Here is a 20,795-nt window from a genome sequence, read left to right on the forward strand (position 1 = left end):
GCACCAGCATCGTGCCCTGCCGGTCCAGCACCTGGCACAGGCCCTGCAGCGACGGCGCCTCCGAGCGGTTGTGGGCATAGGAGACCACGCTGAGCGCGGCGCCGCGGTCCGGGTGCGGGCCGGTCTCGAAGGCGGTGATGGCGCTGTTGCGGATCGGCAGCTGCAGCTCGATCAGCGCAAGGTCGCGGCGCACCCGGGCGGTGGCGTCGGTGGCGGTGAAATCGTAGTCCGGGTGGGCGATGGCGCGGCGCACCCGGCGATAGGCGGCGGCGCGGCCGTTGCGCCAGCCGGCAAGGAACTGGATCTCGTCGACGGGCACCGGTTCCCCGGTGTCGACATCGTAAAGGCAATGGGCGGCGGTAAGCACGAGGTCGGGGGCGATCAGCGCGCCGGTGCAGAAGGCTTTGCCCGCGAGCTCGAGCCGCCCGACCGCCTCCCACTTGCGGCCGTCCTCGTGGCTGTGCATCGAGAACAGCCCGTCCGCGTAGGCTGCCGGAGCAAGGCAGAGCGCGAGAAGTGACAGCAATGCGCGCACGGATTTCCCCTCGATAAGGCCCACGGCATATCAACAGCTTTTGTCAGAATTCTGGCAGAGCTGCCGCGCGCCGATTGTCGGGGGTCACCCGCCCGCGGTCAAGGCGCGAGGCCGCGGTCCGCCGGTCGCCCAGTCGAGCAGTTCGACGGTATGCACAACCGGCACGCCGGTGCCCGAGCCGATCTGCATCATGCAGCCGATGTTGCCGGCGGCGATGATGTCGGGGGCCTTGGCCTCGAGCGTGCGGACCTTGCGCGCCTTCAGCTTGCCCGAGATCTCGGGCTGCAGAAGGTTGTAGGTCCCGGCGCTGCCGCAGCACAGATGCGGGTCGGAGGGCTCCACCACCTCGAAACCGGCGCGCCTGAGCAGGTCCTTGGGGAAGGTCTTGATCTTCTGTCCGTGCTGCAGCGAGCAGGCGGCATGGTAGGCGACGCGGGTGCCCTTGTCGGCGCCCTCGGGCAGGTCGAGCTGCATCAGCAGCTCGCTCACGTCCATGGCGATGGCCGAGACCCGCGCCGCATCCGCCGCCAGCGCATCGTTGCGGAACATGTGGCCGTAGTCCTTGACCGTGGTGCCGCAGCCGCTGGTGTTGATGACGATGGCGTCGAGCCCGTCCTCGTCCATCTCGCGGGTCCAGGCCCTGATGTTGCGGGCGGCGGAGCCGTGGCTCTCGTGTTCCTTGCCCATGTGGTGGGTGAGCGCGCCGCAGCAGCCCGCGCCCTCGACCACCACGACCTCGCAGCCAAGCCGGGTGAGCAGGCGGATGGTGGCGTCGTTGATGTCGGTGTTGAGCGCCTTCTGGGCGCAGCCGGTCATCAGCGCGACGCGCTTGCGGTAGCTGCCCTCGGCGGCAAAGCTCTGGGGGTCGTCGTTGCGGCTGACCGGCGGGATGGTCTTCGGCGCCATGTCGAGCATGGCGCGCAGCCGCGGGTCGGGCAGGAGGCGCGCAACGGGACGGCCGATCTTGGCGCCAAGCAGGGCCATCCGGAACCGGGTGGGGTGCGGGATGATCTGCGCCAGCAGCCAGCGCAGGGCGCGGTCGCTCCACGGCCGCTTGTAGTTTTCCTCGATATAGGCGCGGGCATGGTCGACGAGGTGCATGTAATGCACGCCCGAGGGGCAGGTCGTCATGCAGGCGAGACAGCTCAGGCAGCGGTCGACGTGCTTGACGGTCTTCTCGTCCGGCACGCGCTCGTTTTCGAGCATGTCCTTGATCAGGTAGATGCGCCCGCGCGGAGAATCGAGCTCGTCGCCCAGCACCTGGTAGGTGGGGCAGGTGGCGGTACAGAACCCGCAGTGCACGCAGGCGCGCAGAATCTCGTTGGCGCGGGCGGTGCCGGGATCTTGAAGCTGCTCGTCGGTGAAATTGGTCTGCATGGATCTGGTCTCAGGTAAGCATCGTCCGGGCGGTGGCGCGCCCGAACCAGGGAAGCGGAGTGGCGGGAAGGCCGGCGAGGGTCGCAAAGCGGCGCGCCTGCGGGGCGATGTGCCGGTCGCGACGCGCGGCGGTGACCACGGCGACGGTCAGCACACAGGCCTGCCACAGGGCAAGCAGCGAGGCCAGCCACGCCTCGTGGCCGCGTGTCAGCCGCGCCACCCGCGCCGCCGCGACGACGAGCGCCAGCGCCACGACCAGCGTGAGCGTCAGCGAGTGGCGCAGCTGAAGGTCCGGTGCGGAGATCAGCGATCCGTCCAGGAAGCAGGGCGTGAAGAGGAGGACGCCGTCGCGGGTCATGCCATCAGGCCGGGGTTCAGGATGCCGCGCGGGTCGAATCGCCGGCGCAGCCCCTCCGAAAGCGCCGCGACCGGCGCCGGTTCCGGTTGGAAGGTGGGCAGCCGGCCGGCGCCACGGACCCGCGTGGCATGGCCGCCAAGCCCCGCGAGCCGCGCCCGTGCGTCGGTGCCCTCGGGCAGCAGCGCCCAGACCAGCGCGCCGCCCCAGTCGAAGAGCAGCCCCGACGCGCCCAGCCGCTCGGCGACCGCGGGGCCGTCCGAGGGCTTGCACGAAACCTTCCAGACATCGCCTGCCCGGCCGTGGAACGGCTCGACGTCGCGCACCATGCGCCAGAGCGTGTCGATGCGCTCGGGGTCGCGTTCGACCTGCGGCGCATGCCCGGCGAACATCTCGTGCAGCCGTTCGGCGCGGTAGGCGACGGACTCGGCGAACCCCTCGATCCGGATCAGCGTCAGCGGCGCGCCGTCGGGCCCCTCGGGCAGATGCGCTGCGCCGGTCACGTCGAAGGGCGAGCCCAGGGCGTTCGACATCGCCCCGACGGCGGCATCGTTGCCAAGCCCCGGCAGCAGCACCGTGGCGCTGGCGGCGGGGCGCGGCAGCACCTTGAAGGCGACCTCGGTCAGCACCCCCAGAGTGCCCCAGCTCCCTGCCATGAGCTTCACCAGGTCGTAGCCGGTGACGTTCTTCATCACCCGCCCGCCGTTGCGCACGATCTGGCCGGCGCCGTCGACGAAACGCACCCCGAGCATGAAATCCCGGCAGGCGCCCACGGATATCCGCCGCGACCCCGAGACATTCGCCGCCGCCATGCCGCCGACGGTGGGCGCGCCCGAGGTGCCCAGCAGCCCGCGGTGATCCATCGGTTCGAAGGCGAGCCGCTGGCCCTCGGCCGCGAGCGCCGCCTCGACCTCGGCCAGCGGCGTGCCCGCCTGCGCCACCATGGTCAGCGCGCCGGGATCGTAGAGCGTGATGCCCGACAGCCCGCCGACATCCAGAACCTCGCCGGCCGAGTGGCCCACGGCACGTGTGCCGCCCCCCCGGACCCGCAGCGGCCCCTGCGCGGCTTCGATCATGCTGGCCAGCTCGGCCTCGGTCTCAGGTCTCATGTCTTCCAATGGCTCCAAATATCCCGGGGGAGTCCCGAAGGGACGGGGGCAGAGCCCCCTCCTCGTCCGCGTGTCGCCTCCCGGCGACGGGGGCAGATCCCCCTCCTTGTCCGCGTGTCGCCTCCTGACGACGGAAGCACAGCCCCCTCCTTGTCCGCGTGTCGCCTCCCCGCGACGGGGCCCGCGCCCCTCCTCATCCGCTCGTCCCCTCCTGACGACGGACCCCGCTGTCGATCTCACCGCCTCCCGGCGACACCCCGAGCCCGGACCACGCCGCCCAAACCCGTCATTCCGCGGCCAGCGTCCGCCGCGGCGCCGAGGCGTCGAGGGGGAACACCTTGGCGGGGTTCAGCAGCCACTGCGGGTCGAACACGTCCTTCACCGCCATCTGCGCATCGAGATCCACCGCCCCGTACTGCACCGACATCAGGTCGCGCTTCTCGATGCCCACGCCGTGCTCGCCGGTCAGGCAGCCGCCGACCTCGACGCAGAGCTTCAGGATCTCGGCCCCGAACTCCTCGCAGAGCTCGAGCTGCCCCGGCTGGTTGGCGTTGAACAGGATCAGCGGGTGCATGTTGCCGTCGCCCGCGTGGAAGACGTTGGCGACCTCGAGCCCGAACTGCTTCGACATCTCGCCGATGCGCTTGAGGACGAAGGGCAGTTCCGACACCGGGATGGTGCCGTCGAGGCACATGTAGTCGTTGATCTGGCCCATCGCCCCGAAGGCGCTCTTGCGGCCGAGCCAGATGCGGCCGGCCTCGTCGGCGTCCTTGGCCTCGCGCAGCTCCACCGGGTCGTGGCGCCGGGCGATCTGCAGGATCAGCCCGAGCTGCTCGGCGATCTCCGACTCCGAGCCCTCGACCTCGACGATCAGCAGCGCCTCGCAATCGGGGTAGCCCGCCTTGGCGAAGGCCTCGCAGGCGACGATGCAGGGGCGGTCCATGAACTCGATCGCCACCGGCAGCACGCCGGCCTTGATGATGTCCGAGACGCAGGCCCCCGCGACCTCGTTCGAGTTGAAGGCGATCAGCACCGGCCGGGCGCCCTCGGGCTTGCGCAGGATGCGCAGCGTCGCCTCGGTCACCACGCCGAGCTGCCCCTCGGAGCCGCAGACCACGCCCAGCAGATCCAGCCCGCCCGCGTCCAGATGCGCGCCGCCAAGCTCGACCACGGTGCCGTCCATCAGCACCATGGTGACGCCCAGCAGATTGTTGGTCGTGACACCGTACTTGAGGCAATGCGCCCCGCCCGAGTTCATCGCGACGTTGCCGGCAATGGCACAGGCGAGCTGCGACGACGGGTCGGGGGCGTAGAAGAAATCGTTCTCCTCCACCGCGCCGGTGACGCTGAGGTTGGTGCGCCCGGTCTGCACCCGGATGTAGCGGTTGGGATAGTCGGTCTCGAGCACCTCGTTCATCCGCGCCACGCCGAGGATCACCGAATCCGCCGTCGGCAGCGCGCCGCCTGCGAGCGACGTGCCCGAGCCGCGCGGCACCACCGGCACGCCCTCTTCGTGGCAGACCCGCAGCACTGCCGAGACCTCGGCGGTGGACGAGGGCAGAACCGCGCAGAGAGGCGGACAGCGATAGGCGGTGAGCGCGTCGCATTCATAGGCGCGCGTCTCGGCGATGTCGTCGATCACCGCGTCAGCGGGCAGCACCTCTCGGAGCCGCGCGACGATCCTGGATTTGCGGGCGATGACCCGCGCATCTGGGTCCGGCATCTGCATCGGACTGTCCTCCATCCCGGAATTGGTAAAGTCATATAACCAATTTGCGCAGAGCGCCAGAGCTTTTCCCGACCCGCCCAACGGCACCTTGCGCATCATGCAGAAAAGATAGCACTACTGGCCCATGGACTGGGTGAAGATCATACACATTCTCTGCGTGATGGGGTGGATGACCTCCATCTTCGCGGTGCCGCGCGCGCTGATCTACTGGAAACGCGAACATGCGCGGCTGGGCGAATTCGGCCCGCTCGGGGATCTGACCATCAGGCTCTACCGGTTCTCGGCGGGGCTCGCGGTGATCGCGCTGATCACCGGGCTGGGGCTGGCGCAATACTGGCAGTGGGCGCCGTGGATCCATCTCAAGATCGCGCTCGTGGCGCTGCTGGCGCTGCACTACGTCTGGACCGGCAGGCTGGTGATGCGCGCCAGGCGCGGCGAGTTCCGCGAATCCGATCTCTTCCTGCGGATCTTCAACGAGATCAGCGTCGTCGGTGTCATCGCGATTCTCTGGGTCGTCGTGGCGAAGCCGTTCTGACGTGATGGAGTGGGTCCAGCGCCTTGGCTATTTCTCGGTGCTCGACGGCGTGGCCGTGGTGCTGCTGACGCTGACATGGCTCGGCAGCTCGTGGATCATCGAGAACCCGCCCGCGCGGCGGCCGTCGGTGTCGAAGCTGATGACCGTCTACCGCCGCTCGTGGATGGAGCATTTCGTCACCCGCCAGCCGCGCATCTTCGACAGCCAGATCGTCGGCTCGCTGCGGCAGAGCACGGCGTTCTTCGCCTCGGCCTCGATGATCGCGATCTCGGGCATCTTCGCGCTTCTGGGCGACGCCGACCGGCTGCGCGGCGTGGCGGGCGATTTCGCCGACAGCGACGCGCCGGTGGTGGTCTGGGAGGTGAAGCTCTTCCTGATCCTCGTCTTCGCCGCCAATGCCTTTCTCAAGTTCGTCTGGTCGAACCGGCTGTTCGGCTACTGCTCGGTGATGATGGGCTCGGTGCCCAACAATGGCAGCAAGATCTCTTACACCCGCGCCGCCAAGGCCGCCGAGATCAACATCTTCGCGGCGCGCAGCTACAACCGCGGCCTGCGCTCGGTCTATTTCGGCATCGCCAGCGCCGCCTGGCTGCTGGGCGGCGAGGCGCTGATTGCGGCCACCGTGGTCACGCTGGTGGTTATCCTGCGCCGCGAGTTCGCCTCGCAATCGCGCGAGATCCTGATGCAGACCGAGCCCGAGAGCTGAGCCCGGGGCCGAGGGCCGGCGCAAACCTCTTGCAAAGGGGGGCGGAAATGCGGTCGTCTCGCCGGCACAGGCCACGCAAGGACACAGTATGACCACCGACCCCTTCTTCCATCCGATCTCGGGCATGGACCTGCCGCGGTTCGCGGGCATCCCGACCTTCATGCGGCTGCCGCTGGTGCAACCGGATCACGACCGTTTTTCCGAGGTCGGGATCGGCATCGTCGGCGTGCCGTGGGACAGCGGAACCACCAACCGCCCCGGCCCGCGCCACGGTCCGCGCCAGCTGCGCGATGCCTCGACGATGATCCGGGCGCAGCACCCGGTCACCGGGCTGCGCCCCTTCGACACGGTCGCCTGTGCCGATCTCGGTGACGTGGGTCCGAACCCCGCCGACATCCTCGACAGCATGGAGCGCATCACCGCCTTCTACAACCGGCTGACCCGCAACGGCATCCGGCCGCTCACCGCGGGCGGCGACCACCTGACCTCGCTGCCGGTGCTGCGGGCGCTCGGGCGCGCCACGTCACTCGGGATGGTGCATTTCGACAGCCACACCGATCTCTGGAACAGCTATTTCGGCGGCCAGCTCTATACCCATGGCACGCCCTTCCGCCGTGCGGTCGAGGAAGGCCTGCTCGACCCCAAGCGGGTGGTGCAGATCGGCATCCGTGGCAGCATGTACGACATGGAGGACCGCGATTTCGCCGCCGCCAACGGCATCCGCATCATCCCGATCGAGGAATTCCACGCGCGCGGCGTGACCGACGTGATGGCCGAGGCGCGCGACATCGTGGGCTCCGAGCCCTGCTACGTTAGCTACGACATCGACTTCGTGGACCCGACATTCGCGCCGGGCACCGGCACGCCCGAGGTCGGCGGTCCGAACAGCTACCAGGCGATGCAGGTGGTGCGCGAGCTCGAGGGGCTGAACATCGTCGGGGCCGATCTCGTCGAGGTTTCGCCGCCCTTCGACCAGGCGGGGGGCACTGCGTTCCTCGGCGTCACGCTGATGTTCGAGCTGCTCTGCGTGATGATCGGCAAGCCGGCCTGACGGCCGCAGCCGAAAGCCGCTGGGCCGCGGGCGGATCGGTCCGGGAAGATCAGTCGAGATCGACCGGACGGATCAGCTTGCGCTCGAGCACGCGCAGCACGGTGCGCAGGTCGTGGCCGCGCTTGAGCACCTGCCCGTCCATGCCGATCACCGCGTATTCGCCCTGCCGACTTCGCAGCTTGGGGCGCTTCTCGATGCGGTAGAGCGGGTTCTCCGCGGTGCGTCGGAACACCGAGAACACCGCCACGTCGCGCAGCGAGGAAATTCCGTAATCACGCCATTCCCCCGCGGCGACCATGCGGCCGTAAAGCGAGAGGATGACATTCAGCTCCGTCCGGTGAAAGGCGACCACGTCCTGCGTCGGGCGCCCGGATCCCGGAAAAGGTGTAAGGCTGTTCATTCGGCAAAGCTGCGCTTCTTGCGACGACAAATCAAGGGCCTGGCGACGATGGCGGTTAACCATTCCGTGCCGGGGAGGGGTGGGCGGCGCCGTTTCGCTCAGCGCCCGGGGGCGCCGTCCTGGGTCACGGACGGCGGGGCGTCGGCTGGCGGCGGGGCGGTTTCGAGCGGCGCGTCCTCATCCTCGCCCACGGCCAGCACGGCGGTCTCGGGGGTGGCGGCGCGGGCCGGCGGGCTGACCTGGAAGCTGCCCTTCTCGGCATTGGGCACCGGCGCGCGGCGGGCGATGCGCAGGAGGGTGAAGGCGATCATCAGCACGTGCGCGACGATGGTGGTCAGGAACAAGCCCTGCGGACCGATCCAGCTCATCCCCACGCCGGCGATCAGCGGCCCGGCGATGGACCCCAGGCCGAAGACCAGCAGCAGCCCGCCGGAGACCTGGATCGAGGTGCCCTCGGGGGCGTGGTCGTTGGCGTGGGCGACGATCACCGGGTACAGGGCAAAGATCGCGGCGCCGAAGAGCCCCGCCAGCGCGAGGTTGGCGAGCCGGCCCTCGGGGGCGATCATGATGAAGGCGAGATCCGCGGCCAGCGCCCAGACCGCCGCCACCACCAGCACCTTGCGGCGGTCCATGCGGTCGCTGGCGAAGCCGAAGGGCAGCTGCGCAAGCGCGCCCGCGAGCACGGGGATGCTCGAGAAAAGCGCGATGGAGGTCAGCCCCAGCCCGACCCGGTCGGCGTAGACGGCGGACAGCGTGCCGAAGGAGGCGTTCGAGATCCCCACGAGGAACACCGCCGAGACCGCCACCGGCGAGTTCCGCCACAGCGCGCCGATGTCCAGCGTCACCGAGGTGAGCGGCGCCGGGCTCGACGAGGTCGAGAGCGCGGTGGGCACGAGCGCGAGGCAGAAGATGATGGCGCCGATGGCGAAGAAGGTGAACCCCATGGTGTCGCCGAGCGAGATGACCATCTGCCCGCCGGTCACGGCGGCGAGGTTCACCATGGTGTAGATGCCGAAGATCTTGCCGCGGGTGCTGGGCTGGACGTGGTCGTTGAGCCAGGATTCCACGATCATCGCGGCCCCGGCAAAGCAGAAGCCCGAGACCGCGCGCACCGGGATCCAGGCGTAGGGGGTCACCAGCAGCGCCTGCAGCAGGATCGAGATCGCCGCGAAGGCGCAGAGCACGCCGTAGGTCCGGATGTGCCCCACCGCGCCCACCATGCGGGGCGCGAGGATGCAGCCCAGCACGTAGCCGATGGCCCAGCCGGTGCCGAGCAGGCCCAGCGCGCTTGCGGTGAAGCCCTCTGCCGAGCCGCGCACCGGCAGGATGAGGCTGTTGATGCCGCCCGCGAAGAGCAGGAAGGCCGAGCCGAGCAGGAGGGCGCTGATGGGCAGGAGCTGTCGTAACATGGGCGGACCTTAGCCACGCCCGCCCTCGGAGGTAAATGCCCTCTCCGGGGAAAAGGAATCAGGGAAAAGAACCCTTAAACGTAAAGTGAGGTGCCCGACCTTCATGTCGAAGGCCGGACACCCCGTCAGCCCAGGGAAACCCGAAAGCCGGAAGCTAGGGGGTTAGCTCCGGATCCCCCAAGACTGATTCCGTCATGCGCGCCCGCCGGCGACCCGCGTCAGAGGCTCGCCCCGGTCGAGGCAGAGCTGGACGAGGTGATTCCAGCGGTCGGCAAATTCCTGTTCGGCGCCCGGTGCGCGGGCGGGGGCGGCGGTGCCGGCATCGAGCGCCGCCTTCAGCGCGAGGCGCCAGTCCTGCACGCCGTGGCCGGTCACGAACTGCGCTTCGATCCCGGCGCTGTCCTTCAGCCCGTCGAGATCAGAAACCACCAGCCGGCGCCCGGCGGCGCGCGCCTCGAGCGCGACCAGCCCGAAGGCCTCCCAGCGCGAGGGCATGGCGACGACGTCCACCGAGGCAAGCGCCTCTTCCGGCACGGCGCTGTGGCCGTGGAAGTGGATGCGCGGGTCGCCCTTGGCGAGCGCGCGGAGCGCCTGCTCCTCGCTGCCGGTGCCGTGGAAGTGCAGGCTGATCTCGGGCGAGGTCAGCTCGCGGAAGGCCTCGATCAGCACGTCGAACCCCTTTTGCCGGTCGAGCCGCCCGATGGCGCCGATGCGCAGCGCCGGGCATGCGGGGGCGGGCAGCGCGCGGAACCGCCCGAGATCGACCGCCGAGCGGATCACCTGCAGCGCCTCGCGGCTGACGAGCCCGCGGCGACGCATCCACGCCCCCTGTTCCTCGCTCACCGCGACGACGCGGTCGAAGAGCGCATATGCGTTCCGCAGCAGGGTGAAGAAGCGCACCTTGAAGGGCACGTTCAGCGCGGTGAAGGTCTCGGTGTAACTGTGCTCGACATGGACCAGCGGCAGGCCGGCATGGCGGGCACGCAGCGCGATGAGCACCGGCAGGCTGCGCCAGCTGATCGACAGATGCGAGACGATCATGTCGGCGGACAGCGCCGGGATGCTGCGGTTGCGGGCGACGACCTGCACCTCGTGGCGGGCGGTCGCGGCCATGTCGGGGTTGGTCCGGATGAAGTCGAGGACACGGGTCACGCCACCGGCGGTGGTGTCGTCGACGAGGTGCAGGACAAGGGGTCTGTCGGTCATCGTGAGGTCTCCTCCGGGATCACTGGCGAACGGCCGAAAGCACGGCGGTGGCAAGGCGCATCGGGCCGTCGCCGAAGTGGGACGAGAGCCGAGCGGCGGCGATGGTGCTGAGGGTGCGGAACGGCTCCTCGTGCAGGGGCGTGCGCGATTCCGCCATGGCGCGGTCGATGAGCTCGCAGGCGGTGTCGCCGTCGCCGCTGCTGATGGCGCGGCGGGCGAGGTAGCGCAGCTGGTAGGCGCGGGCCGCGGCCTCGTGGCGGGCAAAGAAGGCCGGGTCGCGCGGGCGCAGCTTGTCGACCACGCGCTCCCACGCGGCGAGCTGGGCCTCGGTGCGGGCCGAGAGGCCGCCGGCGTTGACGCGGTACTCGGTGAGCAGCCCCGGCACGCCCTCGACGATCCAGTCGGTGGACAGGCAGAAGCGCAGCCAGCACTCGATGTCCTCGGACTGGCGGAAGGTCTCGTCGAAGACCCAGTCGCGGCGGGTCTCGAAATGCGGGCGCCAGGCGATGGAGGCAAGCGCCTCGCGGCGGAACACCGGGGCCGAGCCGTTGCCGATCGGGTTGCGCTTGAACACCAGCGCGGTGGTGATGTCGTGCAGGCGCGGGCGCTGGGCGTGGCCCATGCGGTGGCCGTCGGCGTCGATCATCGCCGAGCCCGAGTAGCTGATGCCGACCTGCGGCGACCGCTCTAAATGGCGGACGTGGGTGTCGAGCTTTTCGGGCAGCCAGCGGTCGTCGGCGTCGCAGAACCCCACTATTTCGCCGGTCGCCGCCGCGATGCCGCTGTTGCGCGCCCCGGCGAGGCCGCGGTTGTGCTGGCGCACGACGCGGATGCGGCCGTCGGTCCGGGCCTGCTGTTCGGCGACGCGCGAGGTGGCGTCGGTCGATCCGTCATCCACGACGACGATCTCGAGGTCGCGGAAGGTCTGCGCCGACAGCGAGACGAGGGTCTCGGCAAGCGTCTCGGCGGCGTTGAAGGCGGGGACGACGATGGAGGCGTAGGGCATGGGATCGACGCTTGACTGGGACCGGCGGACGATCAGCGGGAGAACAGGCTGCGACGGAGGTCGCGCGGCAAGGACGGGGCGATCAGCGCGCCGATGGCGGTCGGCAGGCCACGCTTGAGCGGGAACAGGAAGGCGGGGACGCTGCGCCGCAGCCCCTTGGCCACCAGCGTCATGGCCTGGCGCGGGTCGGCGTCGAGCCGCAGCGCGCGGCGGGCGAGGTAGCGCAGGTGCACGGCCTCGGCGCGGGCGTCGGGGGCGTAGCCAAGCGCGCGGGCGGTGCGCAGCGCCTCGGCCCGGCCCATCTCCATCGCGACGAGATCCGAGGACAGGCCATGGGGGCTGGTGCGGTAGAGCACGTGGTCGCTGTCGAGCCCCTCGAGCTCGTAGCCGGCGCCGACGAGGCGGATGAGCCACTCGAGATCCTCGTTGTGGATCATGTCGTTGCGGAAGCCGCCGAGCGCCTCGAAGACCGAGCGCCGGACCGAGAGGTTGGACATGGTGCAGACCGGGTTCTCGCCCATCAGCATCGGCACCGTGACCGGCTCGACCGGAACCGTCGAGCTGGCGCCGAGGTTGCCGGGCTTGCCGCGGAAGAAGCGGACGCGGCCGAAGGCGGCGTCCGAGGTGCCGAAGATCAGCGCCAGGGCGACCGAGGCGAGCTTGCCGCTCTCCCACAGGTCGTCGGCGTCGCAGAACGCGATGACTTCGCCCCTGGCGACCTCGAGGGCGCCGTGGTTGCGCGCGTCGCTCGGGCCCTTGCCGGGGTTGCGCACCAGCTTGATGCGCGGGTCTCCGGCGGCGAGCCGTTGGGCTATGGCCCAGGTGTCGTCCTGCGAGCCGTCCTCGACGATGATGGCTTCCCACCCGGTCCAGGTCTGCGCGGCGATGCTCTGCATGGTCTCGGGAAGCGTGGCGGCGGCGTTGAAGGCCGGAATGACGATCGAGATCAGGGACATGGGATCAGGCCTTTGCAAGAGTGGGGACAAGGGCGAAGCGGAGCGCCGGCCAGGACATGACAAGCATCGTGACGCTGGCGGTGGCGAGGTAGCCCCACGCGATGGTCTCGAGCCCGTACGGCGCGGCGAGGACGGTGTTGAGCATCAGCGCGCCGGTCAGCAGCGCGGTGCCGAGCAGTTCGTGCTGCGGGCGGTTCTCGGCCCGCATCCAGCCGGCGGCGGCGGTCCACAGCATGGTCGGGATCGCGGCGAGGCAGAGCACCGAGACGGTGGCGCTGAGATCGGCCCAGCTGTCGCCCAGCAGGATCGGCACGTACCAGGGCGCCAGCAGCGCCTGCAGGATGACGGCGGGCCCGACGAGGCCGAGCGAGACGGCCATGCCCTGGCGCAGCGCCGCGGCGCGGTCTTCGCTGGCGCAGAGATGCGGGAAGAGCACGGCAGCGAAGGCGGTCGAGAACGAGGTCGCGAGGCTGAGGCCGGCGTTGAAGGCCATGAAGTAGAGCCCGAGCGCCTGCGGTCCGAGAAGCGCGCCGACGATAAGCTTGTCGGCCTGCATCCGCGCCGCCTTGACAACCTCGACACCGAGCACGGCCCAGCCGAAATTCAGGAACGGGCGGATCGGGGTCTTGCCGGCCTCGGGGTTGCGGACCCACGGGTTCAGGCGGCGCATGGCGACCAGCCAGAACGGAGCGGTGAGCAGGCGGGGCAGGATCAGCGCCAGCGCGCTCGGCCAGAGCAGGGCCAGCACCACCGAGAGCCCGTTGGCGAGCACCGCCTGTCCGCCGGCGATGGCCGCGGTCTGCCGCGGCTTGCCGTTGCGCAGCGCGAGCCCGGCCTGCACCAGCCCGCCGGGCATGAACAGGTATTCCCCCGAGAGCACGAGGATGAGCAGCGCCAGCGGAACGTTGCCGGTCAGCGCCCAGACGCCCGTGGCCACCGCGGCCTGCACTCCGAAGAGCCCGAGGCACCAGGCCCAGAACAGCCCGTGGGCGCGGTTGCAGGTGGCGTCGAGCTCTTCGTCGCGGGCGGCGATGATGCGCTGGATGACGCCGTTTTCCGTCAGCGCCTTCAGCATGTCGCCGGTGGCGATGGCCGCCGCGGCAATCCCGATCTCGCTCGCCTCAAGCGTGCGAGCCACCGCGATCACCACGCCCAGCCGCGACAGTTTCGACGCCATTTCGGAGGCGCCGTAGGCGAGCAGGTGGCCAAGGAGGTTTTTTCGGGTTTCCGACACGGGGCTGTCTCTCTTAAGGTCAGTCTTAAGGTATAAGTAACCATACCTTCGCCGCGCCGTGCCTGTCGTGCGCGCGGCGGGAGGGGGACAAGCCGCAAGAGTGGCGCCCCCTATCCGGAGGGATAGGTTCGAACGCAGTCGCGCGAGTGTCCCGGAGGGGATTCCCGCAAAGAGAGCAGGTCTGGGCAGGTCAATGAACACGCGTGAGGGTTGCATGTCGAATGCGCGCCGCAGGTCGCTCGGGGCCTGCCTCGGGCTCGGGCTGGTCGCCGGTTGCGGTCCTGCGCCGAACCCGCAGAACATCGCACCGGTGGAAAGCGGCGGCGGCTATCAGGCGCAATATCGCGACCCGCCCGCCCGCGGCGGAGAGCCCGCGATGCTGTTCTCGGCCCGGCTCAATGCCGAGCGCTGCACGCCCCATGGCGGCGGGCCCGACGGCGGCGTCAAGGGCAGCGAGCTGGTGAAAACGCGCTGCGCGGCGAGCGGCTGTCGCGCAACGACCTCGTGGACGTGCGGGTCTCGGACGATCCGACCTTTACCAGCAACTACGTGGTGTCCCGCGACGGCATGCTGAAGCTGCCCTTCCTGCCGCCGATCGCGGCGCAGGGGCGCAGCACCGACGAGATCGAGGCCGATCTCGCCGCGGCGCTGGTGCGGGCCGAGTTCTACGACGCGGCGCCCCGCGTCTCGGTGCGGGCGACGGATTTCGCCAGCGTTTCGGTCGCCGTCTCGGGCGCGGTGTTCGAGCCGCACGCGATCGAGATCGGGCGGCAGTCGGGCGACGACCTCGACCCGGCGCGGCAACTGGCGCTCGGTGCCTCGACCGAGGCGCGCAACCTCTCCGCGGCGATCCGCGCAGCAGGCGGGGTGCGGCCGGACGCGGACCTCTCGGCGGTGCAGCTGCGCCGCGCAGGCCGGAGCTACACGCTGGACCTGCGTGGCGTGTTCGAGGGGCGCAACGCCGCGGACGTGATGCTGCTGACCGGGGACGAGATCACCGTGCCCTCGCGCCAGTGCTTTCAGGACGACCTGATGCGCCCAAGCCCGCTGAGCCCGCCGGGGGTCTCGCTGTTCCTGTCGAACCTGACGCAGCCGGCGACGGGCAACGCGATCTCGGCCATCGGCCGCGAAGTGCGCGAGATGCCATGGGGCACCCGCTTCATGCAGGCGGTGGTGGACACCAACTGCGTCGGCGGGGCGCGGGCGACCAGCGCCTACCGCTCGGCGGTGCTGCTGACGCGGGACCCGGTGACCGGGGTCTCGACGGTGATCGAGCGCAGCATCGAGGACCAGCTCCGCCGCGCCGACCGTGACGATTTCGACCCCTACCTGCTGCCGGGCGACGCCATCGCCTGTTACGACAGCAGCATCACCAACCTCTCCGAGGTGGCAGGCGTTCTGGGCTCGGTGGTGCCGGTGATTCCATAGCGCCGTGCGGCGCTCGGCCTGCGAAGGGGGCGCTCAGTCCGCATCAGGACGCGCCGTGCTCAAAGCACGCAAAGGACGGTGGTCAGCCGTCGCAGCGACCGTGCGGCGCTCGGCCGTCGTGGAGAAGGCGCGCCGGTGAGCCCGCGCAGTCGACCCGCGCCGTTCGAAGCGTGAGACCCGCAGCGCTCCGCCCAGGCAGACGACGCGCCGGTCAGCCCACGCAGGGGGCGGGCGCGGTTTCCCACGCGGCGCGGGCGCGCGAGATCGCGGGCGCCACGGCGTCGGGATCGCCGGTCTCGGCGGCCTTCTCGAGCGCCACCAGCGCGTCGCGCAGGCGCTGCTGCCCGAAGGCCGCGGCGCTGCCGGCGATCTTGTGGGCGCGGTCGGCGACGGCGCCGAGATCGTCGGGGCAAGCGGCGAGCCAGTCGAAGAGCTCTTCGGTTTCCTCGAGGTGACGGCGTCCGAGCCGGGCGATCACGCTGTCGCGGTCATGCTCGGCCGCGGCCTGCGGGGCAGGTGTCGGGGCGGGCGCAGGCGTCGGCTGCACCGCCACGGGATCCGGGGCAGGGGCCGGTGCAGGAACCGGTTCGGCAGCGGGGGCCATGGCGCGGTGCTTCTTGCTGAGCCGCGCAATTACCTGCCGCAGCTCTGTGGTCTGCAGTGGCTTGCCGAGGAAGTCGCTCATCCCGGCGGCGGCGAAGCGGTCGCGGGCCTCGGGCAGCACGTTGGCCGAGAAGGCGACAATCGGCGTCTCGCGGCAGGGGCCGTCGCCGGTTCGGATCTCGCGCGTGGCGGCGAGCCCGTCGAGCACCGGCATGCGGATGTCCATCAGGATCAGGTCGAAGTGCCGCTTTGCTGCGGCGTCGACCGCCTGCTGGCCGTTGCGCGCGGTGGTCACGGTCTGGCCCATGCGTTCGAGCACCTCGCGGGCGAGTTCGAGGTTGATGTCATTGTCCTCGGCCAGCAGGATGTCGAGCTGGCGGTCGTCTGCGGCCTCGGGCTCGATCTCGGAAGCGAGCGCGGGGCGCATGTCGTCCGCGGCGGTCACCGGCAGGCGTAGCCAGAAGACGCTGCCTTCGCCCGGATCGCTCTCGACGCCGATCTCGCCCTTCATGGCGCGCACGAAGCGGCGCACGATGCCAAGACCCAGCCCGGTGCCGCCGATGCTTTCGCCCACGGCCCGCTCGACCGTCTGGAAATCCTCGAAGATGCGCTTCTGGTCTGCATCGGGGATGCCGGCGCCGGTGTCGATGACGCGCAGCTCGAGCGCGAGCCCGCCACCCTCGCGTTGCAGCTCGGCCTCGATGGTGACGCGGCCGTCGCGGGTGAACTTGATGGCGTTGCCGAGCAGGTTCAGCAGCACCTGCTGCAGGCGCGAGGCGTCGAGCCGCAGCCAGCCGGCGGGCTCGCCGGTCCAGCCCCATTGCAGCACGTTGCCGCGGGACTGCGCGTTGCTGACCTGCGAGTCGACGATGTCCTGGATCATGTGGCCGATGTGGACCGCCTGCTCCTGCGCGGTGTCGGCGCCCGACTCGAAGCGCGCGATGTCGAGCACGTCGTTGACGTGGCGCATCAGCAACTCGCCCGAGATCTTCATGTTCCGCACGTAGCGGCTCTGCGGCAGGCTGAGCTTGGTGTCCTCGAGCAGCGACAGGTTGCCCAGCACGCCGTTGAGCGGCGTCCGGATCTCGTGCGTCATCATCGCGAGGAACTCGGCCTTGGCCTTTTCGCCGGCGAGCGCGCGGTCGCGGGCCTGAACCAGCTCGTTCTCGGCGGCGACGCGGTGCGAGATGTCGCGCAGGAAGACCACCAGCAGGTCCTCGGCGCCGGCGCTGGCCTTGGCGACGGAGTATTCGGTCGGGAAGATCTCGCCGTCGGCGCGCAGCGAATCGAGCTTGAGGCGGCCCTTGCGCAGCATCTCGTGGTTGCCGGTCTCGCGCAGGCGGCGGAGGTTTTCCTCGTGCTCGGCGCGGCGGTATTCCGGGACGATGATCTCGCCGAGGCGCTTGCCCTTCACGTCCTCCGCGCTGCGCTGGAAGATCCTCTCGGCCGAGGGGCTGAAATCGATGATCTTGCCGTCGAGGTCGCTCACGATGACGCCGTCGAGCGAGGTGCCGACGATGGTGTGGAGCCGCGCGTTCGAGTCGGCGAGCTCGCGCTCGCGGTCCTGGCTCTTCCGGGTCACGCGGCGGGCGTGGAAGAGCAGCGCCGCGAGCGCCATCAGCAGGCCGATGGTCAGCAGCGCGACGCGGGACAGGGTGACGGCGACAGAGGTGCGGCTGGCGTCGGATTCGAAGGCGAAGAACTCGAGCCCTGTGGTTGCCATCTTGCGGATCAGCGGGCGGATCTCGGTCAGCTCGGTGGCCATGTCCGGAAGCGCCGCCGCAAGCTCGGTGCGGGGGCCGTCGATCAGGGGGATCATGTTCTCGAGCCGCTCGCGGGCGTCGAGCAGCGGGGTGCGGAACTGCGACCACTCGCGCAGGGGCGAGTAGAGCAGGCCGGTGCCGAGCGTTGCCAGGCGGCTGTAGAAGACGTCGAACTCGATGATGACCTCATCGAGGTTCGGCGGCGGGACGTCGGCCATCCGGGCCCGGTCGACGGCATTCTGGAATTCGAGGAATTCGACCTCGGCCTGGGACAGCGTCCAGTGGACGTTGTCCGAGTTGGCCGAGCTCAGGAAGCGCAGCTCATCGACGATCTCGAAGGACATGAAGAGGATCGCAAGCACACTGAGGCCTGCGAAAGCCCCTAGTACGGCCTTGCCGCCACGACGAATTCTGTCAGTGAGCGCCACGGTGCCCCCCACTTCGGCCCGCGAGGGGCGCCTTTATTCACTTGATCGCGAGACGATCGAGCTGCCAGATGCTCCGCGAATAGATGACCTCGGTCCGGTACTCGCTGGAGGACGAGAACGGGTAGATCACCCAAAGCGGGCCCTTGTCACGACGCGACATCAACTCTCCGTCCATCTCGTAGGCGATGATCGGGCCGGTTGGCACCGCGTCGGACATCGGGATGGTAATGGAATAGTCGTTGATGGCCGTCGCGTCGATGGATTCGCCGTCCGCGCCGACATATTCAAGCAGCGTGCTGAGCGGCACGCCCTTGAAAACCTTCGTCCCGGGGGTCCAGATCGTCTCGGTCGTGATCTCGGTTTCGCCGATGGCCCGCAGCATGTCGATGTCGAATTCCGCGATGCCGTCGCCGTTGGTGTTCTCGATGTCACCGCTGATGGTGAGCAGGACAGTGCCTTCCGGCGCGGGCAGTTCTTCGGCCTTGACGCTGGACGCCATGGCCAGCGCGGTGAGCGCCGCGGCGGTCAGTAGTCTGAAGGAGGAATGAATCATGGTCGCACCTGTTTGGATCTTCCGCAATTCTGCCACCATCGCCGGTCAGATTCATCCACGGATCGGGATTGAAGACCTACCCGAACGGATAGGTGACCGACGCCCGAAGGCATATTCTGTAGGGGTTTCAATAGGCTCCGCGTCCGGAAACGACGGCGCGGGCGGTGAGGAGAAGAAGCATCACGTCCAGAAGGATGCCTCGAGAACGAACATATGCGATGTGCATGTCGACCATCTTGTCGAAGCCGATGTCGGCCCGGCCCGAGACCTGCCAGAGCCCGGTGATTCCCGGCTTCGCGGCCAGCCGCTCGAGCGCGCGGGCGGGGTAGGCCGCGACCTCCGTGGGCAGCGCGGGGCGGGGGCCGACCAGGGACATGGTGCCGAAGAGCACGTTGAAGACCTGCGGCAGCTCGTCGACAGAGAAGCGCCGCAGCAGCCGGCCGACGCGGGTAACGCGCGGGTCGTGGCGGGACTTGAAGCAGATGCCCGCGCGGTCCGAGAGCGCGCGGATCTCGGCCAGCCGCTCGGCGGCGTCGGTGTGCATGGTGCGGAACTTGAAGATGGTGAAGGCCCGGCCGTTGCGGCCGATGCGGGTCTGGCGGAACAGCACCGGGCCGCGGCTGTCGAGCCGGATCACCGCCGCCACCAGCAAGAGCGCCGGCGCCAGGCAGAGGATCAGCGCAGCGCTCGCGGTCAGGTCGAGCGCGCGCTTGGCGATGGCGTCGCGCCCCGCCATGCGCAGGGCGTGGGCCGCGGCGCGCATCAGGAAGGTGCCGTTGCCGAGCAGGTAGCGGCTCGCCAGCCGGCGCGGCTCGAGCGCGAGGCGCCAGGCCCATTCCAGCCGCGCCTTGCGGACGGGGGCGGGCGCGCGGCGCACGTTGCCGGCGAGGAAGTCGAACAGCGCGCCGACACCGAGCACCAGCCGCGGCGCGAGGTCGGGGCGGTGGCGGTCGATCCAGAGCTCCTGCATCGGCACGCCCATGGCGACCAGCAGGATGTCGGCGCCCGAGGCGTTGATCTCCTGCACCGCGCGCTCCGGCTCTGCGGATCCCGCGTAGCCGTCGCGGGTGCCGGCGATCCGCAGCCCGGGAATGTCGGCCATCAGCCGTTCGGCGGCGGCCTCGGCGGTGCCGGGACGGGCGCCGAAGAGGAAGACCGACAGGCCCTGCCGGGCGGCGGCGCGCAGCAGCTCGGGGGTGAAGTCGGTGCCGTTGAGGTTCTCGGTCAGCCGGTCGCCGGTCATCCGGGCGGCCAGCTCGACGCCGATCCCGTCGGGCAGCACCGCGTCGGCCCGGGCCAGCGCGGCGGCATAGCCCCGGTCGCGGGCCCGCAGGTTGGCGCAATGGGCGTTGAGGAAGAATACCGTGCGCTCGCGGCCGTCCAGCAGGGCGGTGACGCAGTCGTCGGTGGTGGCATCCACGATCGGCTGGCCAAGCACGCGGGTCATGGGAAGGCCATGCGCCGGGGTGGCGAGTTCGGTCGAAAAGGCAGGGGGCGGGATCATCCGCATGACGTGTCTCCTCCGTTCTGAAGTCCTCACGTTCATGCGGTGGCGCAGCGATTCCGGGCAATTTCGCAACAGGTCAGCGGCGTGGAGTAAACGTTTTAACGGGCTTTCGAACGCGCCCGCCATGACGTCTCCGCGAGTGGACCTACCCGGTTGGATATGTCATCTATCCTCGCAAACAGGAAAACGGTTAAATATCGCTTAACCGGGAGGCCGTGCGCGTGTAGGTTGCGCGGATCGGGACAGAGGATGGTACGTGAAATGGGTATGAGAGTGCTGATTGCAGACGACCACGATCTGCTCAGGGACACGCTGATCGCCTTCCTCGGCGCCGAGGACGGGATCGAAACCACGCCCGCGTCGAGTTTCGAGGAAGCCTGCGAGCGCATCCGCAACGACGAGGCCTACAATCTCGTGCTGCTCGACTACAAGATGCCGGGGATGCGCGGGCTCGACAGCCTGCGCGAGGCGCTGGAGATGAAGGGTGGCCAGCGCGTCGCCCTGATCTCGGGCGAGGCCACCAAGGATGTCGCCGAACAGGCGCTTGCGCTTGGCGCCGCCGGCTTCGTGCCCAAGACGCTGCCCGCGAAGTCGCTGGTGAATGCGGTGCGTTTCATGGCGATGGGCGAGCAATACGCCCCGATCGCCTTCATGACCGCGGCCGAGGAGGAAGAGAAGCACCCGCTGGCCGAACGGCTCACCAAGCGTGAGCTCGAGGTGCTGCGCGGGCTCTCCGAGGGCAAGTCGAACAAGGAGATCGCCCGCGATCTCGACCTGACGGAGCCGACGATCAAGCTGCACATGAAGACGCTCTACCGCAAGCTCGAGGTCAACAACCGGACCCAGGCCGCCATCGTCGCGCGCGACGAAGGGCTGTTCTGAGACCCTGTCCGGACGGATAGGCG

The 20,795-nt window shown here is 69.5% G+C and carries 20 protein-coding genes; 6 read left to right on the plus strand and 14 right to left on the minus strand.

The window, feature by feature from the left end; genetic code table 11:
- From HC022_RS03365 to HC022_RS03385, 5 genes are all read right to left on the minus strand, one after another.
- On the minus strand, window positions 1-535 hold a 535-nt coding region (locus HC022_RS03365; RefSeq protein ID WP_368484604.1), incomplete at its 3' end, for a serine protease.
- Window positions 536-619: 84 nt separating this feature from the next.
- Complete coding sequence (gene glcF / locus HC022_RS03370) at window positions 620-1,912, minus strand: glycolate oxidase subunit GlcF (RefSeq protein WP_167451334.1); 1,293 nt, start codon at window positions 1,910-1,912, stop codon at window positions 620-622.
- 10 nt (window positions 1,913-1,922) lie between these two features.
- Entirely contained in the window at window positions 1,923-2,270 is a 348-nt protein-coding gene (locus HC022_RS03375; RefSeq protein ID WP_167451335.1) for a hypothetical protein, read from the minus strand.
- Window positions 2,267-3,376 (minus strand): FAD-binding protein, encoded by a 1,110-nt coding sequence (locus tag HC022_RS03380; RefSeq protein ID WP_167451336.1) that lies wholly within the window; start codon window positions 3,374-3,376, stop codon window positions 2,267-2,269. Before HC022_RS03380 ends, HC022_RS03375 begins: the two co-directional genes overlap by 4 nt.
- A gap of 286 nt (window positions 3,377-3,662) precedes the next feature.
- Window positions 3,663-5,105, minus strand: coding sequence for an FAD-linked oxidase C-terminal domain-containing protein (locus HC022_RS03385; protein WP_167451337.1), 1,443 nt, complete (start codon window positions 5,103-5,105; stop codon window positions 3,663-3,665).
- A 124-nt stretch (window positions 5,106-5,229) separates the two neighbouring features.
- Between HC022_RS03385 and HC022_RS03390 the strand changes: the two genes are divergently transcribed.
- The 3 genes from HC022_RS03390 to speB all read left to right on the plus strand — a co-directional run bounded on the left by HC022_RS03390 (window position 5,230) and on the right by speB (window position 7,397).
- A complete protein-coding gene (locus HC022_RS03390; protein ID WP_167451338.1) occupies window positions 5,230-5,640 on the plus strand; it encodes a CopD family protein in 411 nt (136 codons plus the stop codon).
- 4 nt (window positions 5,641-5,644) lie between these two features.
- A complete protein-coding gene (locus HC022_RS03395; RefSeq protein WP_008887278.1) occupies window positions 5,645-6,346 on the plus strand; it encodes a DUF599 domain-containing protein in 702 nt (233 codons plus the stop codon).
- An 88-nt stretch (window positions 6,347-6,434) separates the two neighbouring features.
- A complete protein-coding gene (gene speB, locus HC022_RS03400; RefSeq protein ID WP_167451339.1) occupies window positions 6,435-7,397 on the plus strand; it encodes an agmatinase in 963 nt (320 codons plus the stop codon).
- Window positions 7,398-7,446: 49 nt separating this feature from the next.
- Here the strand turns inward: speB and HC022_RS03405 are convergent, their stop codons facing one another.
- The 6 genes from HC022_RS03405 to HC022_RS03430 form a co-directional block, all read right to left on the minus strand.
- On the minus strand, window positions 7,447-7,797 hold the full coding sequence (locus tag HC022_RS03405; RefSeq protein WP_008887045.1) for a DUF2794 domain-containing protein: 351 nt from the start codon (window positions 7,795-7,797) through the stop codon (window positions 7,447-7,449).
- 98 nt (window positions 7,798-7,895) lie between these two features.
- Window positions 7,896-9,206 (minus strand): MFS transporter, encoded by a 1,311-nt coding sequence (locus HC022_RS03410; RefSeq protein WP_167451340.1) that lies wholly within the window; start codon window positions 9,204-9,206, stop codon window positions 7,896-7,898.
- Between the two features lie 192 nt (window positions 9,207-9,398).
- Window positions 9,399-10,412 carry a glycosyltransferase gene (locus HC022_RS03415; RefSeq protein ID WP_167451341.1) on the minus strand — a complete coding sequence of 338 codons (1,014 nt, stop codon included), beginning with the start codon at window positions 10,410-10,412 and terminating at the stop codon, window positions 9,399-9,401.
- A 19-nt stretch (window positions 10,413-10,431) separates the two neighbouring features.
- Entirely contained in the window at window positions 10,432-11,418 is a 987-nt protein-coding gene (locus HC022_RS03420) for a glycosyltransferase family 2 protein (protein ID WP_167451342.1), read from the minus strand.
- 32 nt (window positions 11,419-11,450) lie between these two features.
- Entirely contained in the window at window positions 11,451-12,374 is a 924-nt protein-coding gene (locus HC022_RS03425; RefSeq protein WP_167451343.1) for a glycosyltransferase family 2 protein, read from the minus strand.
- A 4-nt stretch (window positions 12,375-12,378) separates the two neighbouring features.
- Complete coding sequence (locus tag HC022_RS03430) at window positions 12,379-13,608, minus strand: oligosaccharide flippase family protein (protein WP_167451344.1); 1,230 nt, start codon at window positions 13,606-13,608, stop codon at window positions 12,379-12,381.
- A 214-nt stretch (window positions 13,609-13,822) separates the two neighbouring features.
- On the opposite strand from HC022_RS03430, the gene HC022_RS28950 reads away from it, so the two are divergent.
- The gene (locus HC022_RS28950; RefSeq protein WP_254884914.1) at window positions 13,823-14,182 is read left to right on the plus strand and encodes a hypothetical protein; all 360 of its coding nucleotides are present in this window, start codon (window positions 13,823-13,825) and stop codon (window positions 14,180-14,182) included.
- On the plus strand, window positions 14,119-15,036 hold the full coding sequence (locus HC022_RS03435; protein ID WP_368484605.1) for a polysaccharide biosynthesis/export family protein: 918 nt from the start codon (window positions 14,119-14,121) through the stop codon (window positions 15,034-15,036). Before HC022_RS28950 ends, HC022_RS03435 begins: the two co-directional genes overlap by 64 nt.
- A gap of 211 nt (window positions 15,037-15,247) precedes the next feature.
- Here HC022_RS03435 and HC022_RS03440 read toward each other — a convergent pair whose 3' ends face one another.
- The 3 genes from HC022_RS03440 to HC022_RS03450 all read right to left on the minus strand — a co-directional run bounded on the left by HC022_RS03440 (window position 15,248) and on the right by HC022_RS03450 (window position 19,893).
- The gene (locus HC022_RS03440; protein ID WP_167451345.1) at window positions 15,248-17,764 is read right to left on the minus strand and encodes an ATP-binding protein; all 2,517 of its coding nucleotides are present in this window, start codon (window positions 17,762-17,764) and stop codon (window positions 15,248-15,250) included.
- 103 nt (window positions 17,765-17,867) lie between these two features.
- Window positions 17,868-18,383 (minus strand): molybdopterin-dependent oxidoreductase, encoded by a 516-nt coding sequence (locus HC022_RS03445; protein ID WP_167451346.1) that lies wholly within the window; start codon window positions 18,381-18,383, stop codon window positions 17,868-17,870.
- A 127-nt stretch (window positions 18,384-18,510) separates the two neighbouring features.
- Window positions 18,511-19,893, minus strand: a complete 1,383-nt coding sequence (locus HC022_RS03450; RefSeq protein WP_167451347.1) for a WecB/TagA/CpsF family glycosyltransferase — start codon at window positions 19,891-19,893, stop codon at window positions 18,511-18,513.
- Between the two features lie 264 nt (window positions 19,894-20,157).
- On the opposite strand from HC022_RS03450, the gene HC022_RS03455 reads away from it, so the two are divergent.
- A complete protein-coding gene (locus HC022_RS03455) occupies window positions 20,158-20,772 on the plus strand; it encodes a response regulator transcription factor (protein ID WP_089956002.1) in 615 nt (204 codons plus the stop codon).
- Window positions 20,773-20,795: the final 23 nt, after the last annotated feature.

This window comes from Salipiger sp. HF18 (genome assembly GCF_011806505.1).
Lineage (GTDB): Bacteria > Pseudomonadota > Alphaproteobacteria > Rhodobacterales > Rhodobacteraceae > Salipiger > Salipiger thiooxidans.